17 protein-coding genes are annotated in these 20,729 nt (G+C 39.4%); all 17 read left to right on the top strand.

All coding sequences use genetic code 11. The features are described 5' to 3' along the window. Positions 1-95 precede the first annotated feature (95 nt). The 17 genes from G622_RS0117880 (at position 96) to G622_RS27190 (ending at position 20,204) form a co-directional block, all read left to right on the top strand. Positions 96-1,457, top strand: coding sequence for a carbohydrate ABC transporter permease (locus G622_RS0117880; protein WP_155831548.1), 1,362 nt, complete (start codon positions 96-98; stop codon positions 1,455-1,457). Further along, the gene (locus tag G622_RS0117875; RefSeq protein ID WP_081675396.1) at positions 1,457-2,719 is read left to right on the top strand and encodes a sugar ABC transporter permease; all 1,263 of its coding nucleotides are present in this window, start codon (positions 1,457-1,459) and stop codon (positions 2,717-2,719) included. Before G622_RS0117880 ends, G622_RS0117875 begins: the two co-directional genes overlap by 1 nt. 66 nt (positions 2,720-2,785) lie before the next feature. Then, positions 2,786-4,627, top strand: a complete 1,842-nt coding sequence (locus G622_RS0117870; protein WP_049945939.1) for an alpha amylase N-terminal ig-like domain-containing protein — start codon at positions 2,786-2,788, stop codon at positions 4,625-4,627. Positions 4,628-4,669: 42 nt separating this feature from the next. Further along, positions 4,670-7,033: a glycoside hydrolase family 31 protein gene (locus G622_RS0117865; protein WP_049945938.1), complete on the top strand. Its 2,364-nt coding sequence runs from the start codon at positions 4,670-4,672 to the stop codon at positions 7,031-7,033. Between the two features lie 190 nt (positions 7,034-7,223). Continuing rightward, the gene (locus tag G622_RS0117860) at positions 7,224-7,787 is read left to right on the top strand and encodes a hypothetical protein (RefSeq protein ID WP_026511817.1); all 564 of its coding nucleotides are present in this window, start codon (positions 7,224-7,226) and stop codon (positions 7,785-7,787) included. A 104-nt stretch (positions 7,788-7,891) separates the two neighbouring features. Next, positions 7,892-8,470: a hypothetical protein gene (locus tag G622_RS0117855; RefSeq protein ID WP_026511816.1), complete on the top strand. Its 579-nt coding sequence runs from the start codon at positions 7,892-7,894 to the stop codon at positions 8,468-8,470. Between the two features lie 24 nt (positions 8,471-8,494). After that, positions 8,495-9,154 (top strand): leucyl/phenylalanyl-tRNA--protein transferase, encoded by a 660-nt coding sequence (gene aat, locus G622_RS0117850; protein WP_026511815.1) that lies wholly within the window; start codon positions 8,495-8,497, stop codon positions 9,152-9,154. Positions 9,155-9,195: 41 nt separating this feature from the next. Then, the gene (locus tag G622_RS0117845) at positions 9,196-9,888 is read left to right on the top strand and encodes a response regulator transcription factor (protein ID WP_026511814.1); all 693 of its coding nucleotides are present in this window, start codon (positions 9,196-9,198) and stop codon (positions 9,886-9,888) included. A 260-nt stretch (positions 9,889-10,148) separates the two neighbouring features. Next, on the top strand, positions 10,149-11,078 hold the full coding sequence (locus tag G622_RS0117840) for an ATP-binding cassette domain-containing protein (RefSeq protein ID WP_026511813.1): 930 nt from the start codon (positions 10,149-10,151) through the stop codon (positions 11,076-11,078). Beyond that, positions 11,056-11,820, top strand: coding sequence for a hypothetical protein (locus tag G622_RS0117835; RefSeq protein WP_026511812.1), 765 nt, complete (start codon positions 11,056-11,058; stop codon positions 11,818-11,820). Before G622_RS0117840 ends, G622_RS0117835 begins: the two co-directional genes overlap by 23 nt. A gap of 17 nt (positions 11,821-11,837) precedes the next feature. After that, complete coding sequence (locus tag G622_RS0117830; RefSeq protein ID WP_026511811.1) at positions 11,838-12,581, top strand: hypothetical protein; 744 nt, start codon at positions 11,838-11,840, stop codon at positions 12,579-12,581. Between the two features lie 106 nt (positions 12,582-12,687). Beyond that, positions 12,688-13,971: an erythromycin esterase family protein gene (locus G622_RS0117825; protein ID WP_026511810.1), complete on the top strand. Its 1,284-nt coding sequence runs from the start codon at positions 12,688-12,690 to the stop codon at positions 13,969-13,971. A 53-nt stretch (positions 13,972-14,024) separates the two neighbouring features. Further along, a complete protein-coding gene (locus G622_RS0117820) occupies positions 14,025-14,900 on the top strand; it encodes a sensor histidine kinase (protein WP_081675395.1) in 876 nt (291 codons plus the stop codon). 242 nt (positions 14,901-15,142) lie between these two features. Then, a complete protein-coding gene (locus G622_RS0117815; RefSeq protein ID WP_026511808.1) occupies positions 15,143-16,495 on the top strand; it encodes an MATE family efflux transporter in 1,353 nt (450 codons plus the stop codon). 33 nt (positions 16,496-16,528) lie between these two features. Next, positions 16,529-17,410, top strand: a complete 882-nt coding sequence (locus G622_RS0117810) for a LysR family transcriptional regulator (protein WP_026511807.1) — start codon at positions 16,529-16,531, stop codon at positions 17,408-17,410. A gap of 126 nt (positions 17,411-17,536) precedes the next feature. Beyond that, on the top strand, positions 17,537-19,417 hold the full coding sequence (locus G622_RS0117805; protein ID WP_044958011.1) for an oxidoreductase: 1,881 nt from the start codon (positions 17,537-17,539) through the stop codon (positions 19,415-19,417). Between the two features lie 460 nt (positions 19,418-19,877). Continuing rightward, positions 19,878-20,204 carry a PspC domain-containing protein gene (locus tag G622_RS27190; RefSeq protein ID WP_081675394.1) on the top strand — a complete coding sequence of 109 codons (327 nt, stop codon included), beginning with the start codon at positions 19,878-19,880 and terminating at the stop codon, positions 20,202-20,204. Positions 20,205-20,729 lie beyond the last annotated feature (525 nt).

Raw genomic sequence — 20,729 nt, 5'->3', positions numbered from 1 at the left:
TTCTTCCAACAAATATTTAATGCAAGTGGGGGCTGCATATATAAATGCAGCCCCTTAGCATTCAAAACAAAACAGTTTGTTTGATGAGGTTAATTATGAATACAGAATACAAGGATAGAAATCTGATAACCATATTTACCAAGGGAGATATTTTTTCGAAGCTTTCTTATATCATCTGTGGAGCAGCTAATATCCGATATGGACAGATAATAAAGGGACTTTTGTTTTTCTTACTTGAAATCTCTTACATAGTTTTTATGGTAGTTAAGGGCGGTGGTCTTATCCACGACCTTACAACTCTGGGTGACAACGTTCAGGGAATGGCTTTTAATGAAACACTCGGAATTTATGAGATGCAACAGGGCGATAACTCAATGCTTATTTTGTTATACGGTGTTGTTGCAATAGTAATAACGATTGCTTTTATATCTATCTGGCTTTTCTCAATCTTTTCAGGAGAGAATGCAAGAAAAAGACATGCTACCGGCCATCACGTTAACAATTTCTTTGAAGACGTGAAGAGCCTTACAAATGAGAATGTTCGTTTCCTACTTCTTTCAGTACCTGTTGTAGGACTTTCAATATTTACAGTAATGCCTCTTATCTACATGATACTTATGGCATTCACAAACTACGATTCAGAGCATCAGCCGCCCGGAAACCTTTTTGACTGGGTTGGTATGACAAACTTTACAACACTTCTTGCTACAGGAGACAGACTTAAATCAACATTCTGGCCTGTGCTTGGATGGACACTTGTTTGGGGATTTTTTGCTACCTTTACCTGCTATTTTGGTGGAATGATCCTTGCAATGATCATCAATTCAAAGGGAATCAAAGGAAAGAAATTCTGGAGAACAATATTTGTTTTCACAATGGCTATTCCTGCATTTATTTCCCTTCGTGTAGTTGCTACCATGCTTGGAGAAAGAGGAATATTCAATGTTCTTCTTCAGCAGTGGGGATTTGTTGAAAAAGCACTTCCGTTCTTATCAAATGCAACCTGGGCGAGAGTTTCGGTTATTGTCGTTAACTTCTGGATAGGTGTACCCGTAACCATGCTTATGGTCAGCGGAATACTTATGAATATTCCGGGCGAATTATATGAAAGTGCAAAAATCGATGGTGCCGGACCATTTACCACATTTAGAAAGATCACTTTCCCTTACATGTGGTTTGTAACAACACCATATTTGATTTCAAACCTGATCAGTAACTTTAACAACTTTAATACGATCTACTTCCTGACAGCAGGTGAGCCTCATACTCTTGATTATTACAAGGGAGCAGGAAAGACAGATCTGCTTGTAACATGGCTTTACAAATTAACAAAGGACAGCAATGACTATAACCTTGCAGCAACAATAGGTATTCTCATATTTATTCTGTCCGCAACATTTACACTTATATCATTTTCTAGATCTAATGCTATGAAGAATGAGGAGGGATTCCAGTAATGAAAAAAATAGTTATAGGACTGAATCTTACATATTACTTTAGAGCATTATGCGGCATAATCGTAAGCTTTATAAGTCTTTTCCTTCCTTTCATATCAAAGGACGGCAACAGAAGATCTCTCATCGGCACAGCCTTTGATCTTGCTTCAGCAACCGAGAAATCTTCAATTACATTCTTTATTTATGTAGTTGTAGCTCTGACTATAGTTTCATTTGCACTTGGTGTTTTCAGTTATGTAAAAACATCAGTAACAGGAATGAAAATCTGGCAGTGCATACAGGCTATAAATACTGTTTTTTGGACTTTTACACTTTTTGCATCAAAGAACATCCTTGAAAAAGCAGGATTACAGAGTGGTTTTTATGTAAAGAACATGGGAATCGGTTTCTGGATCGGCATCATTGCTGCATATTTCACACTGGTTAACATTATGAAGGTTACTCAGACAAACAGAGGTTATATCATCCTTACAATACTTGGTGTTATCTGGATGTTCCCTATTGTCTGGATACTTCTTACCGCACTTCGTGCTGAGCAGGGATACTATGTTGGTTATTTCTTCCCTAAGAAGCTCACACTTCAGAATTTTGTTAATCTTTTCAGTAATGACAGCGTGCTTCCATTCAGAAAATGGTGGCTCAACACCTTCATTGTTTCAATCTGCAGCAGTGTAATTAACACAATGATCATTCTTGCAACAGCGTTTACACTCAGTAGAACAAGATTCAATGGTAGAAAAGGATTTATGAACATACTTATGATTATCGGTATGTTCCCCGGATTCATGTCACTTATTGCTGTTTACAACATTTTGAAGGGACTTGGACTTAACCAGTCAATTGTAGCCCTGATCGTTGTAGGAGCTGCCGGAGCTGCTATGGGTTACCATGTCAGCAAAGGTTTCTTTGACACAATCCCGAAGGCTGTTGATGAAGCGGCAATTATCGATGGCGCTTCCAGACTTCAGATTTTTACACACATCACACTGCCTTTATCAAAATCCATAATCGTATACACAGTGCTTGGTAACTTCCTTGGCGCTTGGTCTGATTATATCTTCCCCAGCATGCTGTTCGGAGATAAGCAGAGCTCATATACGGTTGCAGTAGGTTTGTATTGGCTGACTGACTTTAGAAGAATTGATACATATTATACACAGTTCGCAGCAGGTGCTGTTGTCGTAGCTGTTCCTATCGTGATCCTTTTCGTATGGCTTCAGAGATTTTACGTTGAAGGACTTTCAGGATCCGTTAAGGGTTAAGTACTACTACTATAAGGGGCAAATTTATTTGCCCCTTATATCATAGGTTTATTTAAGAGGATTAATATGAAAAACTGGCTTGAAAGTGTATACAGTGACGGAACCCGTGGATTTGTGAGTAATCCAAATCCTGAACTTGGAGATAAGGTTAACGTCAGATTAAGACTATTAGAAGGTGCTCCTGTAGTTGATGTCATGATAAGGCAGATGGTAAACGGAGCAGAGAGATATATCCCCATGGATCTTGCATATACTGAGGGTGGATTATCTTATTATGAAGCAGAAATCACTATAAATGAGCCCCGCGTGAGCTATTTATTTGCAATAACAACTAAAGAAAACTTTTATTTTTACAATCAGGAAGGAATTACAACATATGTTCCTGATTATAAGCATGATTTTGTACTTCTATCAGATTATGTGCAGCCTGACTGGGTAAAGGGTGCGGTATTTTATCAGATTTTCCCTGAAAGATTCTGCAACGGAGATAAGACAAATGATGTGGAGTCGGGAGAGTACGAGTATCAGGGAAGAAAGCCCATTAAGGTTGATGATTGGAATAGCGATCCTATCTCAGGTGAAATAAGTGCCGGTATGGATTTCTTTGGCGGAGATCTTACAGGAATAATTGATAAGATTCCTTACCTTAAGGATCTTGGAATCTCTGCGGTTTACCTTAATCCCATTTTTTCAGCCTACTCAAGTCATAAATATGACTGCATTGATTATTTCCATGTGGACGAGCATTTTGGTGGAGACGAGGCTCTGGCTAAGCTGTCAGAAGCTTTACATGAAAACGGCATAAAGCTGGTTCTTGATATCTCCATAAATCACACCGGAATAGAGCATAACTGGGTACATGAAGGAAAACCCTATTATTTTAAGAAGGAAGACGGTTCACTCATGGGCTGGGCAGGATTTTCAACGCTTCCGGTTCTTGATTACAGAAATGAAGAGCTTAGAAATGTCATTTACCGTGACGAGAATTCTGTATTGAAAAAATGGCTTAAGCCTCCATATAATATTGACGGTTGGCGCTTTGATGTGGCTGATGTTCTTGCGCGAAATGATGATGTTCAGCTGGCTGCTGAAGTGTGGAGAGAGGTTTGTGATTCTATAAGAGAGGTCAAAAAAGATGCCATAATAATCGGCGAGCATTGGGCAGATTGTTCCGAGTATCTTCAGGGTAATCTTTGGAATACTCCGATGAATTACTTCGGATATGGCCGTATTGTAAGACAGTTTGCGGGATTGCCGGATCTTTTCCTTATGAGAACAGAGGCTTTCAACAAGGTTAAATACGATATGACCTCTGAGGATGTGGTTAAGAGAACAGATTCACACTACAGCGTGTTGCCCCAGGTTATTGCAGATTGTCAGATGAATCTTTTTGACAGTCATGATGTACCAAGGGTTCACAACCACGACAACATAACTTTTGATAAGTGGAAGAGCGTTGCTTTGTCGCAGCTTCTCTGGACAGGAATTCCATGCATTTACTATGGGGATGAGCTTGCAATTGAAGGTTATACTGAGCACGACGCAGGCTTCAGATATCCGATGCCCTGGAATAAGGAAAATGAAAATAGAGATAAGCACCTTGCTGTCTATAAAAAGATAATATCACTTAGACGAAATAACCCTGCTTTTTCAGAGGGCGGACGAAAGGTTCTCTATGCAGATGGCAGAATCCTCGCTGTTTCAAGATTCATGGACGGTGAGAAATATGTAGGCATCATATCAATGGAAGAGAATGAGCGTGAAATAGAGCTCCCTCTTTGGATTATCGGTGCTAAGGCTCTGGCTGATGTAACAGATGAGTTTGGAGAGAATATAGATGCAAAAGAAAAGGATGGAAACCTTGTTGTGAAGGTTCCCGGATGTGCATCATATCTATTCAGGGTATAAAAATTCGCAGAAGCAAAATAGATGGAAAACAGGAGATTGGGAATGATTATTGGAGAAAAATATCGAATTAGCATTATGACAGACAGGCTAATAAGACTGGAATACGCAGAAAACGGGGTTTTCGAGGATAGATTATCTAAGACTGTGGTAAACAGAAATTTTCCCGAAGTTCGCTACAGTGAGAAAAAGACAGAGACCGGAATAGAAATAGAGACAGATAGCCTCATAATTAGATATGATGAGCAGCCATTTTCCACTGATGGACTTAGCATAGAGCTTAAAGATTCAGGAAATGTATGGCATTACAGCATCACATACGGTAACTCTGATGAAAACCTGTTCGGAACTGCAAGAACTCTTGATGGATGTGACGGTGGACTGTGGCTTGAGGAAGGAATTTTTGGAAGAAGAGGCTTTGCTGTTATGAACGATAGTGCAAGCCCTGTCGTAGTTTCTTCCGGTGATGGAACACCAGGCAGCTATGAGTATGCATATAGAGAAACAGAAGGAATAGATATCTATTTCTTTGGCTATGGCAAAGATTTCTTTGGCGGACTTAAAGCGTTTTATTCTCTTTGCGGAAAAACACCTCTGATTCCAAGATATGCTCTTGGTAACTGGTGGAGCAGATACTTCAGATATACTGAGGAGTCCTATAAAGAGGTAGTAGATAAGTTCGAAGAACTTGAGATACCGCTTTCTGTTGCAGTAATAGATATGGACTGGCATGTGACTGATGTTGATCCCAAGTATGGAACAGGCTGGACAGGATATTCCTGGAATAAAGAGCTTTTCCCTGATCCTGCAAGATTCCTCTCAATGCTTCATGAACGCGGACTTGCCACAACATTAAATCTTCATCCTGCTGATGGTATAAGAGCCTTTGAGGATATGTACGAAGAAATGGCAAAGCAGCTTGGAGTTGATCCTTCCTCTGAGAGACCTCTGGAATTTGATTTTTCAGATCCTGAATACAGAAAAGCTTATTTTGATGTGGTGATGCATCCTTATGAAAAGGAAGGCGTTGATTTCTGGTGGATTGACTGGCAACAGGGAACTGGTAAAGGCGCTGACAGCGTTGATCCGCTTTTCCTCTTAAATCATTATCACTATCATGATCAGGAAGGCAGAAACAGAAGACCCATGATCTTTTCAAGATATGCGGGCCCCGGGAGCCACAGATATCCTGTTGGATTCTCCGGAGATACTGTTATGACATGGAAGAGTCTTAATTTCCAGCCATATTTCACCAGCACTGCCAGCAACATTGGTTATGGCTTCTGGAGCCATGATATCGGTGGACATATGATGGGAGATAAGGATAATGAGAGACTTATCAGATGGATACAGTATGGTGTATTTTCTCCTGTAATGCGCCTTCACAGTAGCAGCAGTCCATTCCTTAATAAGGAGCCATGGGTAATAGAAGAGCCTTATCACAGCATCATGGGAAAATACATGAGACTAAGGCACAGACTTCTTCCATATCTGTACACTGAAAGTTACAGAGCTTATGATGAGGACAGACCGCTGATAAGACCTATGTATTACTTGCTCCCTGAGGATGAAAGAGCTTACAAGGTTCCCACAGAATACGGTTTTGGTGAGAAGCTCATTGTAGGTGCGATTACCAGTCCTATCGACAAATCCTTGCAGATGTCAGCAGTAAATATGCTTTTACCTGAGGGCAGATGGTATGACATTTTCTCAGGAAGAATCTATAAGGGCGGCAAAATGAGAAAGCTCTATAGAAAACTTACAGATATTCCGGTTCTTATAGGCGAGGGCGGTATAGTTCCCATGTCCCTTGAAGATAAGAAGAACGGTGTCGAGAATCCCGCATCATTAAGACTTTGCATAGGCGCAGGCAAAGACGGATCCTATACAATGTATGAGGATGACGGCATAAGCATGGAGTACAAAGATGGTAAATTCGTTAAGACCACATTTGACATGACATGTTCAGAGAATTCTGAAGGAAAAGATATTTCTGTAAGAATATCCCCTGCTGAAGGAGAACTCTCACTTGTAAAGGATAAGAGAACTTACGAAATATGCATCTATGGTGTAGAGCCTTGCGGGGATAAAGTGACAGTTTGCACCGGCTCCAATGAGGACATTAGCAGTAATGCAAAATATGATCCTGCTAAGAAGATACTTACTGTCTATGTAGGTGAAGTTGAGACCAAAGAAGGTGCTGGGGTAACAATATCCGGCATTAAACTTTCATCAAATGACCATAAAAAACAGGTATTTGATATAGTTGAATTTGCCTGGATAGAGATCATTACTAAGGATAAGATAAACGATGCCCTTAACAGATACGATGACGAGGGCTTCCTTACCTGGCTTAATGAAGCTGACATCTCAGAAACTCTTAAGGATGCAATAAGAGAAATATACTAATTTTTATCAGAGCGTAGGAATGATGTTTCCTACGCTCGTTTTATTTTTAGCTGAAAAAAGGCTCATTCTGTGGAGAGAGAAAGCAAAGGGCCAATCCTTGGCTTGCCGAAAAACGCAGAAATTGCTTATTATAGTTGTAAATAGCTTTATTACAAGAATATATTTCTGACGAATGGAAGGGGGGTCTGGAATGAAAAACAGATTTATGAAGAAAATGGTGTCTATTATTGTAGGAATGTCACTGGCGACATCGCTTCTTAGCTGTGATACAGCTTCTAAAGATTCACCTGAAGATATTGAAAGAGCTAAATCCATAGCTCTTATGGGATACGAGCATGCTAAAGGCAGTTCCAGTATGGCAGGTGATTGTCATTTTGAGATGCTTATGAAGGATAAAGAGGGAATATGGACTATCACAACCTATGAAAGAGATAGTTATGAGGAACCGGTCATCGCTACTACCTACTCGGTGCGTGCTGCAAAGCTTATCGAATTTGATGCTTTCATAAAAGAAAGTGGCGTTTTGGAATTGGCAGAGAGGGAAGACAGCAATGATTTCATTACAGATTACACACCATGGTATTACACAATCAGAATAGATGATCAGACCACAGGAGATAACAACTCTGCGAGGTATAACATTGAAGAGTATAAAGAGTATTCTGATGAGGATTATGACTTGCTAAAGGAGTTGGATGAGAAGTTTTCTGACCTATACGGTAAGAAGATTTCTGAGAAAAAAGAGGAGAGATAATGATATAATACATCTATTCAAAGAACAAAATTAAATGTACTCAGTCTGGCAGCACAATTTAGGCAGACAATCAGCACATATGACTAAAACGGGGTGAAACCGAAATGGAAATAGATTTAAAAAAACTTGAAGAGAAATACTCAAAGAATAAGCCAACTTTTTCGCTTAAAGAGTTATTACTATGCACAGTTCTAGTCGTGGCAGGATGTGCTGTTTTTTTTGCTATGCCTGATGAAATGGGTATTTTAGGTTGGATATTGTTTATTATAGGTACTTTTCTGAATGTAGTCGGAATATTTAGGCTGGCTGCAATGGTTCCGGAGCAGAAAAGTGAGCGGGAGAGGAAAGTAGCCACGCTGATATCAGTGGTTGTTGCAGCTTTGGCACAGTTTCTTGGATTGCTGTATCTGTACAACAGCGATGGAACAGGAAAAAGCATTGCTATTGCTACTCTTTCTTTATGTATCAGTCTTGGGCTGATAATATATGCGGTTGATTTTGACGATTCGAAAATGAAACCAAAGATAAAAATTATATGCAAAATTATTACTGTTTTGCTTATTGCAATAATCATATTTCTTATTATCAGAGATGATTTCTCTGATTCCAGTGTTTACGTAGGAACAATATTGCTAATAGAAGCAATAATTACCGGCAAAACAGGATTTAAATCCAAAAACTAAGGCAAGTGTAAGAAGGAGACAGCGATGCCGGTATACAGACTTGATGATAATATTATAGCCTTTCCTGACCCTACTCTTGCAAATGATGATGGGCTTCTTGCAATCGGAGGTGATCTCAGTGCAGATCGCCTTCTTTTGGCATACAGCAACGGCATTTTTCCATGGTACGAAGAGGGAGAACCGCTTATGTGGTGGTGTCCAAAAGATAGGTTTATCATAAAGCCTTCAGAAATCCATGTATCACATTCTATGAAAAAGTTCATCAGAAAGCATCATATCAGTTTCATGCTTAATAGGGATTTTTCTGATACAATGCACAGATGCAGGATTAAAAGAGAGCATAAGCAAGGGACCTGGATAACAGATGATATGGAAAAGGCATACAAGAGACTATACGATAAGGGCTTTGCTATCAGTCTTGATGCCTATATAGAGGATAAACTAGCCGGTGGACTGTATGGGGTAAGTATTGGAAGATGCTTTTTTGGAGAAAGTATGTATACTGAGATTGAAAATGGATCGAAACTTGCGCTTATTGCTCTTTCACATATTCTTGAGAAGAATGGATATGTTATGATAGATTGCCAATTTCATACAGACCATTTGGAAAGTATGGGAGGAGTATCCATCTCGTATGGGGAATATATGGATATCATCAGAGAAGGCACAAAATTTAATGACTAAACAGGTGCATTCCATGTGTACCAAGAGGATGAGAAAAGTAAATGAACAGCTACAAAATAATGATTGTTGAGGATGACATAAATATCGGGGATATGCTTCAGGAGGCTCTTGAGGCTGAAGAATACATAGTGAGCAGGGCTTATTCAGGAACAGAAGCGATTATGCTCCTGGAAAAGGAAAAACCGGACCTCGTTCTTCTTGATCTGATGCTTCCGGGTATGACAGGAGAAGAACTCATAACCAGATTGAATGGCATTTTGACTATTGTTATGAGTGCCAAATCTGATCTTGAAAGTAAAATAGAGCTTTTGCATAAAGGTGCAAGCGACTATATAACCAAACCTTTTGCGATAGCAGAGCTTCTTGCCAGAGTTGAAGCCCAGCTCAGGCTGGCCAATCCTGTTGGTGCTACAAGGCAGAGCTCTACGGATGCGAACATTGTCACAGCCGGAAATATAAAATTAGATTCAAGTCTTGGTATTGTTACAATCGGAGATAAAGAAACGAATCTCACAAGGACAGAGGCTGCGATATTGAATATACTTATGCTTAATCCTAACAGACCAATTGGGCGAAGTACAATTCTGGACAGAATAAGTGAGGATACTCCGGATTGCACCGAGCGCTCATTGAAGCAGCATATCAGTAACGTCAGAAAGAAGCTTTCACAGCTTGATAACATTGATCATATAGAAGCAATTTACGGAATAGGATTTCAGTTTAATGAATCTTGACCAAATCTTGACGTTCTTTATACCACTTTCTTGACCGGAAGGTGGTATTTTTAATTTCGCAGGGAATTTATATGACTTCTTGTGGGCAAAAGCGGAAAATGCCCACAAGAATCCTTCCTTTGGCAGGACACGCCCCTCGCTTCGCGAGTACCTGGTCCAATACGATTATTGTTTTTCTGAGGAAAAACAATAATCTATGATATTAAAAATGCTCCGCTTTGGATGCGCATGATAATTATAGAATGGAAAGGGAGAAAACAATGGAATACGTTTTTAAAGCAAATAATATCAGTAAAAGATATGGAAAATTTACAGCGCTCTCTCAGGTGAATATGGAAATCCCTAAGGGTGCTATATATGGATTCGTTGGAAAAAACGGCGCAGGTAAGACAACTCTTATAAGAATAATGTGCGGACTTCAGAAGCAGACAGAAGGTTTTTATGAGCTTATGGGAAAATCCGGTGACGATAAGGATATCGTGAAGGCAAGGCGCAGAATGGGAGCTGTTGTAGAATCACCTGCAATCTATAAGGATATGACGGCAAGAGATAACCTAATTCAGCAGTGCCTCATGCTTGGGCTTCCGGATTTTGACTGCGTAGATGAGATACTTGAGCTTGTGGGCCTTGCTGATACAGGAAAAAAGAAGGCAAGAAACTTTTCACTTGGAATGCGCCAGAGACTTGGAATCGGAGTTGCCCTTTGCGGAAGTCCTGATTTTATTATTCTGGATGAACCCATAAACGGTCTTGACCCTCAGGGAATCATCGAAGTGAGAGAACTTATCCTAAAGCTGAATAAAGAAAGAGGCATCACTTTCCTTATTTCAAGCCACATTCTTGATGAACTTGCAAAGGTTGCCACAAATTACGGCTTTATCGATAAGGGACATATTGTACGTCAGATGACAAGCAAGGAGCTTAAGGATGAGTGCCGAAAGGCAGTTCGTATGAAGGTAAGTAATGTTGAACTTCTTACAAAGGTAATGGAGGAGAAAGGTATAGATTATAAGATTCTTGATACCAATACAGCAGATGTCTATGCGGATGTTGTTTTCTCTGATATTGCCAAGGATTTTGAAAAGGTAGGCTGCTCGATCATAACCATGGAAGAACGCGATGAGAGTCTTGAAGCTTTTTATCTTTCTTTATTAGGAGGCAATGATAATGTTCAGAAATCTGTATGCTGATACGAGAAATGTCCTGTTTAGCCGCGGATTTCATACAGGAATTCTGGCTGTTATAGTCTACCAGCTGTTCTATCTGGTTTGTGTGAGCCTGATTTATTTTTTTCTAAAAGACACAGTGGCAGCTGAGGATGTTGCCTTTGTTTTCCCTTCTATGGCTGCATTTCTTGTTACCGCTTCAACTCTTTATCTGACTGACAGAGAATTTTCAGATGGTTGTATCAGGAACAAGCTGATCTCCGGTGTGAAAAGATCAGATGCTTTTTTATCAGCAGTGTGTACAGGAATGATGCAGGGAGCGATATATGCTTTTGTAGCTGCAGTCCTTTCAACAGTTGTTGCAGTGATGTTTACAGGCGGATTTGTTACCTTTTCTGTTAATGAGATTGCAGACTATTGGCTGATTTTAACCCTGGCATGTATGGCAGTTGGTGCATTTTCAACGAGTCTTATCATGATGCTTGGTGGAAGCAAGGCTTCTTACGTTGTCGGACTTGCCATAGCTTTTGCATTAAAAGTATATGACACGTTTATACTTGATAAACTTTATCCGGAAAAAGGGTTCTGTCAGCTCTCCGGCTTCAAGCTTTTGATGTACAGATTTATTGACAGATTCATTCCCTATTCTTATTTTTCAACGGTTCCGCATTATGACATGGGAAGCTACGTTATTGGATGTGCAGGAATGATCCTGATTTCAGTAGTAGCGGGGCTTTTGGTTTTTAACAGAAAACAGATTAAGTGACAGTTTGGAGAAATAATATGATCAATTTATATAAAGCTAATATGCAGAGAATATTTAAAAATATACTTTTTATTGGTGGTCTGATTATAGCCTTTGTTGCAACTTATGCTTTTACAGCAAATATTCTTCATATGACAGGAAGATTTGAAAAAATGGGTTACGACGGCAGAATGTTCTTTATCAGCATTGCCATGATGGGCTTTTTTACAATCTTTGTTCCGGTATTTACACATATAGAATATTCGGACGGAGTTATAAGAAATAAGATTATTGCCGGTTATTCCCAGAAGGAAGTCTATTTTAGCCACATGCTCTCTCATTTTTCAGCACTGGGAATAATGATTGTCTGCCACATGATTGCCGGCTTTATCGGTGGTGTAAACATTTCGGGACAGCTCCTTTTACGTTATCTTATCCTGTTCCTTGCACTTTGCGGATACATTTCAGTGCTTCTTATCATGGCTATGAGAATAAAAAGGATGGTTCTTCTTGCAGTATTAACCTTTCTTGTACTGCAGATCTGCTATACAGGTATCATGATCGGGAATGCACTTCTTGCATTCGCATTTAAGGGTACACAAAGATACATTGCTTCACTGATATATAACATTGTGGCGTTTGGACAGTGGCTGTCGCGGACAGGTATAGCTGATGATTATACAAATCCCGGAGCGCTGGCACAGATTTTAATATCATTGGCAGTGATTCTGATTTCAGCACTTATCGGCACACTGGGACTTGGAAAAAGAGACTTACAGTGATTAAAGGGGATATCCATCATGACGAAGTCATGATTTGGAATGGTCCCCGCCGATATTGCAGGATTTTGAACTAATCCTGTCAATACATATCAAGAGGGAGTATAACGTGAAAAAGTATAAGATTATTTTTCTTATAAGTGCAGGAGTACTGGCACTATTTATCGGAAGTCTCGTGGCACTTGGTACTACACAGGCTTTTTCGCCTGAAAAGGATATCGACGAAATCAAAGATGTAGCAGAGAGTTTTTCTGAATTTACTATCCCTAAGAATGTAAAGGTAGTAGGCATCGGAGAAGCAACACATGGCAACCGCGAGTTTCAGAAGATTAAGAGGGATGTTCTTGAGAAGGTTGTAAAAGAAGGCGATGGACACAGTATATGTTTTGAAATGGCTGCTGGAGACGGCACCATGATAAACGACGCAATACATGACCCTGATTCGGATCTGGTGGCAGTAATGGGGAAACAGAGCTATCCACTCTATGATACTGAAGAGATGGTAGAGCTTTTAAAGTGGATGAGGGACTACAACCTGGCTGTTCCTTATGAAGAATCACTGATGTTTTACGGAGTGGATCCACAGGGAGCACAGACAGCAATCATTTATCTTCAGGAACTCTGTAAAAAAGGTTGTGAACTTCTGACTGAATCTGAGAAGGAAAAAATCCTTTCTATTAAAACTGAAGAAAAATCCGACTATGCCGGGGAAAGGGAGTTTTTCCAAAAGCTATATGAAAGACTTTCATCGATTGATGATCTGAAGCATAAACAGCTTTCCATGACGGCAAAGGTTGTTTTGCAGAATCTTGATGCTCCTGATTATGATACTGACCAGGAAGCTTTTGGCAAGCATAGAGATCAGTGCATGGCAGAGAATCTTAAGAGCTATTCTGATATTGAGGGAGACAGGGGGTATTCGCAGATTGTTATAACTGCTCACAATGCTCATGCAATGAGGGGCGGCTCAAGCCCTCTTCCCAGTGCAGATTCCGATACAATGGGTGACAGGATAGACAGACTCTTTGATGGGAGCTACTTCTGCATAGGAACAGAGTTTTACAAAGGGGATGTGAATATCCATACGGCAGGAACATATGAGGATAATTATCATAGGGCAGATCATTTTTACTGCAGTAATGACCCTCTTGCATATCAGGCAAAGAATTTTGAAGACGGTACATATTGCCTTGATTTCTCAAAAGTTACGGATGAAAATAGTAAGGTACATAAGCTTATCCATAGCTATATTTTTAACAGCATCATTGGCGAGGGATATTCCCTTGCAAGTGAACTCGGTAGGTCAGACCGTATTAAGATGGTTCCTGCAGACAGATATGATGCGATTATCTATTACTACGAGGTTACACCTATTGATCCGATAGATTATTGAATTTCCTCTTCTGCCTGCAAAAATCTAAAAATTTCTAAAACATGGAGCATTATATGAAATATCTTCTTATCCTGTGCCTGATAATTATAATTATTCTGGTTTCAAAAATAATAGCGATGAGGATGTCAATTAAGGAACTAAGGAAAGATTATGAAGAGAGGGCAAAGCTACGCAGCAATACTCTTCTCACGGTTTCCAGCAGGGATAAGGAAGTAAGGCTTCTTGCGAAGGCTATGAACAATACTCTTGAAAAGCTCAGAGACTCCTATAACAGATATGAGCTTGGTGACAGGGAGATAAAATCTGTAATAACCAATATTTCCCACGATCTCAGAACGCCTCTTACAGCAATAAGCGGCTATCTGGAGCTTGCAGAGCGCAAAGAAAAAAGTCCTGAACTTGAAAAGTACCTGGATGTCATTAAGGGCAGAACGGAACATATGAAAAAGCTTACCGAGGAGCTTTTCGAATATTCCATAATAACAGGTGGAGAGATAAACGAGGAAAAGCAGGATGTAAACGTAAACAAGGTGCTGGAGGATTGCATCATGAATTATTATCCTGCCCTTAAGAAGCGAGGCATTACGCCAATCATTGAAATCACAGATGAAAAGATAATAAGAAATCTGTATCCTACATATGTTGAGAGGATAATGAACAATCTTATTAGCAATGCCATTAAATATAGTGATGGCGATCTTGATATTACACTTACTGATGATGGCAGGCTCAGAGTGGCCAATACATCAGAAGAACTTTCAACAGTTGATGTAAATAAACTCTTTGACAGGTTCTTTACAGTACAAAATGCAAGAAAGAATTCGACAGGTCTTGGACTGTCCATTGTAAAGATATTTGCTGAAAGAATGGATTGCTCTGTTGATGCATCCTATACAGATGGCAATATAATTATTGAAATTGGATTTTAATAAGTTTCGGGGGACGGAGATTTCTATAACTGTATTTACTATTTTTCTTTTGTCATCACTGGTAACCATGATAGAGGAGGCATACAGGCTTGCATTTTTTTAGATGATACGTTAACATATATCCATTGAATTTAATAACTGTTAATTCATCGGAGGGTGAGTTGTTCTTGAAATGACAAGCTGGATAAGATGACTGGTTGAAATGCCGGTTTCTTATCCGGCTTTTTTTGGAGGTAATGAACGTGACTAATCAGAAAAATTTTACAGAAGGAAAAATACTTGTACCGCTTCTTAAGTTTGCAGTGCCTGTACTATTGGCACTGTTTTTACAGTCACTTTATGGTGCTGTAGATCTTATGATTGTAGGTAAATTTGCTGATCCTGCCGACGTGTCAGGAGTATCGACCGGTTCTCAGATAATGATGACACTGACCAATCTTGTTAGCTCCTTATCTATGGGCATGACTGTGTTCCTGGGTCAGAAAATAGGTGAAAGAAAAGCTTCTGAGGGTGGAAAGATTGTAGCTAACGGAATAATGCTGTTTTTGTCTATAGGTCTTTTCCTTACGCTGTTCATATCACTGTTTGCGGGAAATCTCGCCAGCATAATGAATGCGCCGGAGGAGGCTTATGATCTTACAGTTTCATATATAAGGATATGCGGAGCAGGAGCAGTGATAATAATATTTTACAACCTGATTGGAAGTATATTCAGAGGACTTGGAGATTCTGTCACTCCACTTATGACAGTACTTATAGCCTGTGTCTGTAATATTATTGGAGATCTTGCTTTAGTAGCAGGACTCAGGATGGGAACAAAAGGTGCAGCCATTGCAACCGTAGCCGCGCAGCTGATAAGCGTCATTATATCTTTGTGGCTTATAAGCAAAAAGGAATTGCCATTTAAGCTTGATCGCACATGTTTCAAGCTGAAGAAAGAAATTATTAGAAAAATAGTGCTTATCGGAGCTCCCGTTGCGTTGCAGGATCTGCTTGTGGGTATTTCTTTCCTGGTTATTCTTGCTATAGTCAATTCACTTGGAGTAATTGCATCTGCAGGTGTGGGCGTTGCAGAGAAAGTTTGCGCATTTATCATGCTCATACCATCAGCTTTTGCGCAGTCAATGTCAGCATTTGTATCCCAAAACAGAGGAGCAGGCAAGTATGACAGAGCTTTCAAAGGCCTAAGATATGCTATCGGAGTGTCATTTATATTTGCTGTATTTATGTTTTACAGCGCTTTTTATCACGGTGATATTTTGTCCGGGATATTTGCAAAAGATACAGAGGTCGTTGCAGCTTCCTGGGATTACCTTAAAGCCTATGCCATTGACTGCCTGTTTACATGCTTCCTTTTCTGCTTTATAGGATTTTTTAACGGAATGGAATATACTAGATTTGTCATGCTACAGGGAATTGTGGGAGCTTTTCTTGTGAGAATTCCGGTGTCATATATCATGAGTAAGCAGCAACCTGTATCGCTTTTTCATATAGGACTGGCAACACCATGCTCGACAATTACTCAGATTATTATGTGCTTTATCTGTCTGTTTGTCGTTAAAAGGAAGCTAAGTGGAATAAACATCGCCAAATAAAAAGGCCGCCAATTACAGTAGGAGTCTGAATTTATGGCTATATTGGACAGAAAAATAAAATATTTCATCTGCGTTGTGGAAAGCGGATCTTTTTCTGCTGCTGCTAAAGAGCTATACCTTTCACAGGCCAATCTTTCTAAGCAGATATCTTCTTTGGAGGCTGAGCTGGGCGTAAAACTTTTTGATAGAACAGGTTACAAGCCAAAGCTTACTGAGGCAGGCAGAATTCTTTATGACCGGGTTATTTCGCTTCCTCAGATTGAAAGTGATATCTTATCAGATATTATGAGCTATCGCCAAAGCGTGGTATCCGTGGGATTTACCGGAGTATCTGAAAACAGGGAGCTTGTGGAAGCAATAAAAATGTTCCAATATAAATATCCGGATATATCAATCAACCTTACACGGTATGATTTTTCCGGATCTGTAGATGCCCTTCTACAAGGTAAGATTGATATAAGCTTTGGACTTGAAGCCATATTTAATAAAAGCAGAGAACTCAATTATGACATCCTACATGGATATACCATATGTTTTCTCTGTAATAAAGAACATTCGTTAGCGAAACATCCTTATGTAACAGTAGAGGATATAAAAAAGGAACCTATTGTTATTCTTTCAAAAAAATACAATGAGGATTACTATAATGACTTCATGGAAGCCTGTAAGAAGGACGGATATAAACCTAACGTTAAAAAGAAGGTCGATTCTCTTGACGAACTTATCATGTCTGTAGTTCTTGGTGACGGAGCAGCCCTCTATGGTGATGATATACAGGAAAAGAGTATAAAGGCAGTTCCTATACTGGATACAGCCCACTCGCCTAACTATGTTGCTGCATATAAAAAAGAATCCATATCAGCTGCAGCCGGTGCCTTCCTAAGTTTTATAAAAGACTATTTCGAGACTCTATAACTATAAGTTATGGAGTCTCTTTGCTTTTTGGCGAGTATTTTCCTAAGAAATGTCTCTGTATAATGGTATCAGTTAAGTTGATAAATATTTATCACATGGCAAAAAAAGTTATATATGGAGGTTTCTATGAACAATTCAGCTATCTTTTCACCCTTTCAGATTGGCAAAATGACTGTCAAAAACCGTATAGAGTGTGCGCCTTACGGCAATGCACTTTTTAGAATGGATGGTGCTGCAGACAATAAACAGATGATGCATTTCAGGAATCTGGTTGCAGGCGGCGTAGGCATGGTCACTATCGGATCTGCCAACTGTAACCTGGAATATGGCCCGGCTCCTGTGCCATATATGCATAACCCTTTTCTGCTTAGCAGTTATAAAAATATGGTAGAGCTTGCTCATCAGTATGATGTAAAAATAGGCTGGGAACTGATAGGAGCAAAGGAGATGTTTATTCCTGCAGAGGTTCTGGTAAACACCTATACTATAGAAGATATTCACAATTATCAGAAAGGAATAATCGAGGGTGCAGTAAACGCACTAAGTATAGGTTCTGATTACATAATGATCCATGGCGGACATGGTGTGGTTGCAGCTGCGTTTTACAGGGAATCAACCAATAAGAGAACCGATGAATACGGCGGAAGTTTTGAGAACAGAACCAGAATTATCAGAGAAATACTTAAGGGCATCAGGGAAAAAGTCGGTGACAGGCTTGCCATCGAATACCGAATCTCCGGTGAGGAAATGCAGGAAGGCGGACTATCCGTTGATGATCAGATCAAATTTGCAAAGAGCATTGAAGAATATGTTGATATATTCAATATATCCAGAGGAGTGCTTGAAAACACAGAAGATCTTCCCTTTGTATTTCCAACAGTCTATGACAAAAGAAAAATAAATGTAGACAATGCTGCTAAATTCAAGGCTGAGCTCTCTACTCCAATAAGTGTGGTTGGTGGTAATAACATGTTTGTGGCAAATGAGATAATCGAATCCGGTTCTGCAGACATGGTGGCTCTTGTGAGACCTTTAATAGCAGATCCTGCCTGTGTAGATAAATTCAGATGTGGGAAAGAAGATGAAATAAGACCCTGCATCAGATGTAACAATTGTATAAACCAGACACATGGGAAACTCCATGATCTTAGGTGCACTGTAAATCCCCTCATTGGAAGAGAGGAATACTTTGGCAGAATAGATAAAAAGGTTGATACTAAAAAAGTGCTGATCGTTGGTGGAGGCCCTGCAGGAATGGAAGCTGCAAGGACTGCTTCCATGAGAGGACATTCAGTTATACTCTGTGAAAAAAGTGATGTACTTGGAGGAAACTTTATAAGAGCTGCAAAGGCTGATTTCAAGGAAGATTTAAAGAAATATCTGGAATGGTCTATAAGAACCATCTCTTCTGATAAGAACATTGATATTAGGATGAATACAGAAGTTACTGAGGAGCTCATAAGAAAAGAAAATCCAGATGTACTAATAATCGCTGTTGGAAGTAATCCGATAATCCCAGATTTCACAGCTACCGGAACAGAAAAGGTACAGTGGGTAGGAGATGCGACCAACGATTCAATAGGCGAGAATGTTGTTATTGCAGGAGGTGGTTTCACAGGACTTGAAGCAGCACTTGAGTATTCCATGCATGGAAAAAAAGTAACTGTAGTTGATATGATTCCGGAATCAATGCTTGGAAACGGTGCTTCTCTTATGAATAGTACTTCGCTTATGCAGAAGCTTGGTTCATATGGAGTTAAATTCATCTGTGAGAGTAAGGTTGAAGACGTGACCTCTGAGGGGATGATTATTTCCAATGCATCCGGCAAAGAAGTAATTCCTTGTGATAATGTTGTTCTTTCATTTGGTCAAAAGAAGAATACTGCTGTTGTTGAAGCACTTAAAAATATAGTCTGTGACACATGTATTATCGGTGACTGTTCTAATGTAGGCGGTACTTTGTGGCAGTCTGTACGTTCGGGTTTTGAGATGGCATTTGAAATCTGATGATGCTAATGAGTGTTCCAATATAGCATTAATAGATTTACATATAATGATAAGGAGAATCCTGATTTAGTTCAAATATTTATACATATGATGCTAAGGAGAATTCCAATATAGCCCCAATATATATACATATGATGCTAATGAGTATTCCAATATAGCTCCAATAAAAATAAATATGATGTTGAGGAGTATTCCAATATAGCTACAATAAAAATATATATGATGCAAATGAGCATTCCAATATAGCCTTCAATAGATTTACATATACGATTATAGTGCCGGTTGGGGAGGCGTCTGGAAATCGTTTCTTGCCTGTTTTTCTTTATTACTATGATAAAATCGCTAAAATGAAGGAATAAGAAAGGTGTTTTTTACAAAAGAAGAGATATATCTGAAGACCTTTTGGGATTATATTCGTTATAGATAGTAAAGAACTATTTGGAAAGCGGGGATTATTTATATGGGAAAAAGATTATATAAAAGCAGAGATAAAAAGATTTGTGGAGTATGCGGAGGTTTGGCTGAATATTTTGGAATAGATCCTACAATTGTAAGGCTTATATATCTTTTACTTGTTCTTTTCGGCGGAGTGGGAATTCTACCTTATATTATTGCAGCTATCATTATGGATGATAATCCGGAGGGTGTTGTTTACACTAAAAAGACTGAAGATCCGGTTACCTATGCAAATCCGGAGAAGGATCCTGTTTATGAATCAGATGAGCCTGTAGGCTTTAAGGTTGAAGATGCAGTAAATGATGGGAAAGTAAAAGGATTTGATATCTGACTACAGATGAAACAGTAGTCTTTGGTACATATAAGAGGAAAGCTATTATTTGGGGAAAGCAAGCCGTTATCTATGAGAGGGCTTGCTTTTTTATATAAATAAATCGGACTGGATATGATGGAAGGAAAGTCATAAAAAAAAAAATAATTGCAAATTGTTTAAATTTGTTGTTGACACTACCCCAGGTGAGTGATATATTAAATATCGCTGCGGCGCACGGCAAACATACGAAATGCCTGCAAGCCCAGTATTTAAGCACTTTGACAATGAAATAGTAATGCAACCCTGAAAATTCCAAAAAGAATGTTCAGAGAACAAAACAACCTAACTAAAGGTAAAACGGACAGAACAAAAGCCAAGCTTAAGTTCTGGTCAGAAGACGAACGATCTTAAACAGAGATGTTTGAGAAACATTTAAACGTGAGAGTTCGATCCTGGCTCAGGATGAACGCTGGCGGCGTGCCTAACACATGCAAGTCGAACGGAAGATTATCGCTGATGAAGCTTCGGCAGAATCTTGATGAT

It is taken from the genome of Butyrivibrio sp. LC3010 (genome assembly GCF_000424385.1).
Lineage (GTDB): Bacteria > Bacillota > Clostridia > Lachnospirales > Lachnospiraceae > Butyrivibrio.
This window is presented reverse-complemented; position numbering and strand designations above follow the sequence as displayed.